General features: G+C 66.1%; 4 protein-coding genes and 1 pseudogene. 3 read left to right on the forward strand and 2 right to left on the reverse strand.

From position 1 onward, the window contains the following. Positions 1 to 267: 267 nt before the first annotated feature. The 3 genes from VDP82_RS14140 to VDP82_RS14150 all read left to right on the forward strand — a co-directional run bounded on the left by VDP82_RS14140 (position 268) and on the right by VDP82_RS14150 (position 3,896). Positions 268 to 2,061, forward strand: coding sequence for a hypothetical protein (locus VDP82_RS14140; protein WP_323015491.1), 1,794 nt, complete (start codon positions 268 to 270; stop codon positions 2,059 to 2,061). Between the two features lie 169 nt (positions 2,062 to 2,230). Continuing rightward, the gene (gene pncB / locus VDP82_RS14145; protein ID WP_323015492.1) at positions 2,231 to 3,541 is read left to right on the forward strand and encodes a nicotinate phosphoribosyltransferase; all 1,311 of its coding nucleotides are present in this window, start codon (positions 2,231 to 2,233) and stop codon (positions 3,539 to 3,541) included. Between the two features lie 94 nt (positions 3,542 to 3,635). Then, positions 3,636 to 3,896 (forward strand): hypothetical protein, encoded by a 261-nt coding sequence (locus tag VDP82_RS14150; protein ID WP_323015493.1) that lies wholly within the window; start codon positions 3,636 to 3,638, stop codon positions 3,894 to 3,896. Here VDP82_RS14150 and VDP82_RS14155 read toward each other — a convergent pair. Beyond that, entirely contained in the window at positions 3,850 to 4,128 is a 279-nt protein-coding gene (locus VDP82_RS14155; protein WP_323015494.1) for a hypothetical protein, read from the reverse strand. The genes VDP82_RS14150 and VDP82_RS14155 overlap by 47 nt on opposite strands. Positions 4,129 to 4,217: 89 nt before the next feature. Further along, positions 4,218 to 4,687: pseudogene (locus tag VDP82_RS14160) on the reverse strand (1-acyl-sn-glycerol-3-phosphate acyltransferase); the annotation flags it as partial.

Raw genomic sequence — 4,687 nt, forward strand, 5'->3', positions numbered from 1 at the left:
TGGCGACGAAGGAATTGAAGGCCAGAAGCGAGACCCCCAGGCACAGGATCAGCGTGACGCTGGCATAGCGCGGCTGGAAGATTTCGGACCAGCGGCCTTCCACGGTCTCGGGCATCGGGCAATTCCCTAATTAAACAAGAAATATCTTGGTAATTTATGACGCAGCCGCAGCCTTGGCAATGCCATCGCGGGCGCGCCCGGCTTCTACCCCATTTTAACCCGGCTGCGCCATGGTCCGCGCAGGCCAGGCTGGGCGGAGAGAGAAAAGTGAACGAGCAGAGCCCGTCCCGACGCGGCATCGACTGGCGCCTCCTGGCCGCCATCCTTGCTGCAGCCGTGGCCATATTGGTGGTGCGCACGCTGATGGGCCGGGCGGGGCAGCCCTTCTTTCCCGATACGGACGACGCCATGCGCATGGTGATGGTGCGCGATTTTCTCGGCGGGCAGAACTGGTACGACCTGGTCGCCCATCGCCTCAATACGCCCTGGGGGGCGGAGCTGCACTGGTCGCGGCTGGTGGACCTGCCGCTGGCGCTGCTGGTCATGGCTTTCACGCCTTTTCTGGGGCCGGACATGGCGCTGGTCGGCGCCGGCTATGTCTGGCCCCTGGCGCTGCTGGGCGCGCTGCTGTTCATCAGCGCCGGGCTGACGCAGCGCCTGGTGGGCCCCGAAGGGGTGCTGCCGGCGCTGGTGCTGCCGATCCTGAGCCCGGCCATATTGGCCGAATTCACCCCGGGCCGGGTGGACCACCACAATGTCATCATCGTGCTGACCCTGGCCATGGCCTGGGCGGCGGTGGAGAGCGTGCGCCGCCCGCGCGCCGGGATCGTCTGCGGGCTGCCGGCGGCGACGGCGCTGGCCATTGCCACCGAATCGCTGCCCGCCATCGCCGCCGCCATCCTGGCGCTGGGCCTGCTCTGGGTGGCCGAGCCCATCCATGCCCGCGCCATGCGCGGCTTCGGGCTGGCTTTCGGCCTGGGCGCCATGGGGCATCTGGCCCTGTTCCGCCCGCCCTGGCGCTGGCTGGAGCCGGCCTGCGACGTCATCTCGCCGGTCTATGTCGGGGTGGCGCTGGTGGTGGCCCTGAGCTTTACCCTGGCCAGCCTCATTCGGCCTCCCCGCGCCGCCTGGCAACGACTGGTGCTTCTCGCCCTGCTGGGCGGGCTGGGGCTGGGCCTCATTCTCGCGCTCTATCCGCAATGCCTGGGCGGCCCCTATGGCGCGCTCGACCCCTGGCTGCAAAGCCATTGGATCGCCGGCATCGTGGAGGCGCGGCCCTGGCTTTCGACCCTGGTCGAACTGCCCGCCTATGCCATCGCCGTCGGCGTTCCGGCATTGCTGGCGGCACTGGTGGTCATCGTGCGGCTGGCGCGAGTAAAGGAGGGCCGGGCCGAATGGGCCGTGCTGCTGGTGTTTCTCCTCGCCACCGCGCTGGTGATGCTGACGCAGGTGCGCGGGGCGCGGCTGGCCATCATGCCCGCCATGCCGGCGGCGGCCTGGCTGATCGTCAGTCTGCGCCGGCGCTACCTGGCCCGCGCCCGGCTGGGCAATGCCCTGGCGCTGATGCTGAGCTGGCTGGCTTTTTCCGGTGTGGTGCTGTCGCTGCTGGTCACCGGCATCACCCTGCTGGCGCCGGGCGAAAAGCCGGCATCGCAAGCGGAAGGTGCGGGCAAGCAAGCCTGCCTCGTCGCCGCAGCCTTCGCCGATCTGGCGGCGCTGCCGCCTGAGCGCATCATGACCCCGATCGACCTGGGCGCGCATCTGATGCTCTATACGCCCCATGAGGTGGTTTCGGCGCCCTATCACCGCAACCAGCAGGGGGTGCGCGACACCTTCCGCTTCTTCAACGAGCCCATCGCCACCGCCAGGGCGATCCTGGCGGAGCGCGGCATCGGGCTGGTGGTGCTGTGCCCGGGCATGGCCGAGGTCAGGGGCTTGCCCGAATTGGCGCCGGACAGCTTCGCGGCGCTTTACGCCGCCGGAACGCTGCCCGATTGGCTCGAGGATGTGAGCCTGCCCGAAAGCGCTCTGAGGATTTTCTCGGTGCTGCCGGGCTATTAGCGCGTTTCCAGCAAAAGTGGAAACGGTTTTGCGGTTCGGAAACGTGATAAAACAAAAGCTTAGATCATTTCACCGTTTAATAGAAACGCTGAAATGATCTAGCGCCGGCGCCCATCTTTCAAAGCCCATCCCGGCGGGCTAAAACCATGCGGCCCCAGTGAGACCATAAATGGCAATTTACACCGACATCGCCCGCAGGGTGTACAACCACACCTTCAAGCTCGACCCGATCGTGCGCAGCCTGCTCGATACCGATTTCTACAAGCTGCTCATGGTGCAGATGATCTGGGGGCTCTATCCCAAGGTCGAGGCCACCTTCTCGCTCATCAACCGCACCAAGGCGGTGCGCCTGACCGACGAGATCGACATCGACGAATTGCGCGCGCAACTGGACCATTGCCGCACGCTGCGCGTCTCCAAGAAGGAAATGATCTGGCTGGCCGGCAACACCTTCTACGGCTCCAAGCAGATCTTCCAGCCCGCCTTCCTGCGCTGGCTGGAAAATTTCCAGCTTCCCGAATACCGACTGGAAAAGCGCGACGGCCAGTTCATCCTGGAGTTTCCGGGGCTGTGGCTGGAAACCACCATGTGGGAAATCCCGGCGCTGGCCATCATCAACGAACTGCGCTCGCGCGCCGCCATGAAGCATTACGGCCCCTTCACGCTCGACGTGCTCTATGCCCGGGCCAAGGCCAAGATGTGGGAAAAGGTGGAGCGGCTGCAAAAGCTGCCCGATCTGAAGATTTCCGACTTCGGCACCCGCCGCCGCCACTCCTTCCTCTGGCAGCGCTGGTGCGTGGAGGCGCTCAAGGAGGGGATCGGGGAAAATTTCACCGGCACCTCCAATGTGAAGCTGGCCATGGATACCGACCTTGAGGCCCTGGGCACCAATGCGCATGAATTGCCCATGGTGCTGGCGGCGCTGGCCCGCTCGGACGAGGAATTGCGCGAGGCGCCCTATCGCGTGCTCCAGGACTGGAAGAGCTATTATGGCGGCAATCTGCTGATCGTCCTGCCCGACGCCTTCGGCACCGACGCCTTTTTGCGCGACGCGCCCGATTGGGTGGCCGACTGGACCGGCTTCCGCCCCGACAGTGCTCCCGCCATCGAGGGGGGCGAGCGCATCATCAGCTTCTGGGAAGAGCGCGGGCGCGATCCGCGCGACAAGCTGCTGATCTTTTCGGACGGGCTCGACGTCGACATGATCGAGGAAGCCTATCTGCATTTCGACGGGCGGGTGCGCATGGCCTTCGGCTGGGGCACCAACCTCACCAATGATTTCGAGGGCTGCTCGCCCGACGGGCCCAATCCCGGGCTCGCGCCGATCTCCATCGTCGCCAAGGTGAGCGAGGCCAATGGCCGCCCCGCGGTCAAGCTGAGCGACAATCCGGCCAAGGCTACCGGAACGCCCGAGGAGATCGCCCGCTATATCGAGGTGTTCGGCGATACCGGGCGGGTCAGCCATCCAGTCAAGGTTTGAAGGAACCGGCAGCGGGGGTTTTCATTACCGCTCCGGAGCTTATGCCATCGGATGACCACATCGTGGGGTGACAAGGGCTCGGCCGGGAGCCCTCATGATTCTACAACTCATCGATATCGGCGTGCGCGACAAGCAGGCCCATCCGCGCCTGGCCGGGCGCGTCACCGGTCACGTGCGCGCGGTGCTGCTGGAAAGCCGGGACGGGGAGGAGCAGACCCATGAGCTGGTCATCCCCGTCTGGGCCGAAGGCACAAGCGCCATGAGCGACGCCGATATCGACATGGCCCTGATGCTGCGGGCCGCGCGGATCATCGACCGGATGCGGGCGCGGCTGGGCGCTCGGGCGCGCGATTGACTTCGGCCAGCGTGGTGAGAAAGGCGCGCTGCTGCTCGGTCAGCCCACCGGCGCGTCGCGCGGGAAGCGGCGGCTCTTCCGCCTGGGGCTCGCGCGGCAGGGGCCGGGCCCGCGCATAAAAACGAGCGGCACGGGCAATATCGGCGTCGCGCCGGCGCCGACGTTCGCTGCCGACGAACCAGACCAGCGCGACGATCACCACCGCCCACATCAAAAGCATGTTCCAGACCATCGTCATCTCCTTGTCGAGAAAGACGATAGCTAATGAAATGTTAATCGCCAAAGCCGGGCTGGCGTTAGCATTACCGGGTAAAATTGTTCCTATTCGGCGGCAACGGGCAGGGGGCGGCCGCGATTGAGCGCCACCAGCATGGCGCGCACGTCGTTTTCGGCCGCCTTGGTCACCAGCTTGCGATTGTCGGTGTCGCGCAGCGGACGGGGCGTCCCGAAGGCCACGGTCACGTCCTTGACCGGGCCGCCCAGGATCTCGCGGATATTCTGCTTGACCGACTTGGACTTGATCCAGGCGATCAGCGAGCGCTCGGTGCGGCCGACCGGCAGGCCCTGGAGCCTGGTATAGGCGATGGTCAGAGGCTGGATCATCACCTCGCTGGCGCCCGCGTCGAGCATGGCGTGCTGGGCGGCGCCGACCAGGGCCGAGCGGAAGGGCAGCACGTGGGTGCCGATGTCCGACTGACCCTCGGCAAAGAGCAGCACGGCATTGCCGCCCGCCATGTGGGCGCCCATCTCATGGGCGGTGCGGCCGGCGGCGGACCGGCGGGTGCGGTCGA

It is taken from the genome of Devosia sp., assembly GCF_034675085.1.
Lineage (GTDB): Bacteria > Pseudomonadota > Alphaproteobacteria > Rhizobiales > Devosiaceae > Devosia.

Excerpts from the sequence above, each read along its gene's own strand:
- VDP82_RS14155 (WP_323015494.1), bottom strand. The coding sequence starts at position 4,128 with ATGGTCTGGAACATGCTTTTGATGTGGGCGGTGGTGATCGTCGCGCTG.
- pncB (WP_323015492.1), top strand. The coding sequence starts at position 2,231 with ATGGCAATTTACACCGACATCGCCCGCAGGGTGTACAACCACACCTTC.
- VDP82_RS14150 (WP_323015493.1), top strand. The coding sequence starts at position 3,636 with ATGATTCTACAACTCATCGATATCGGCGTGCGCGACAAGCAGGCCCAT.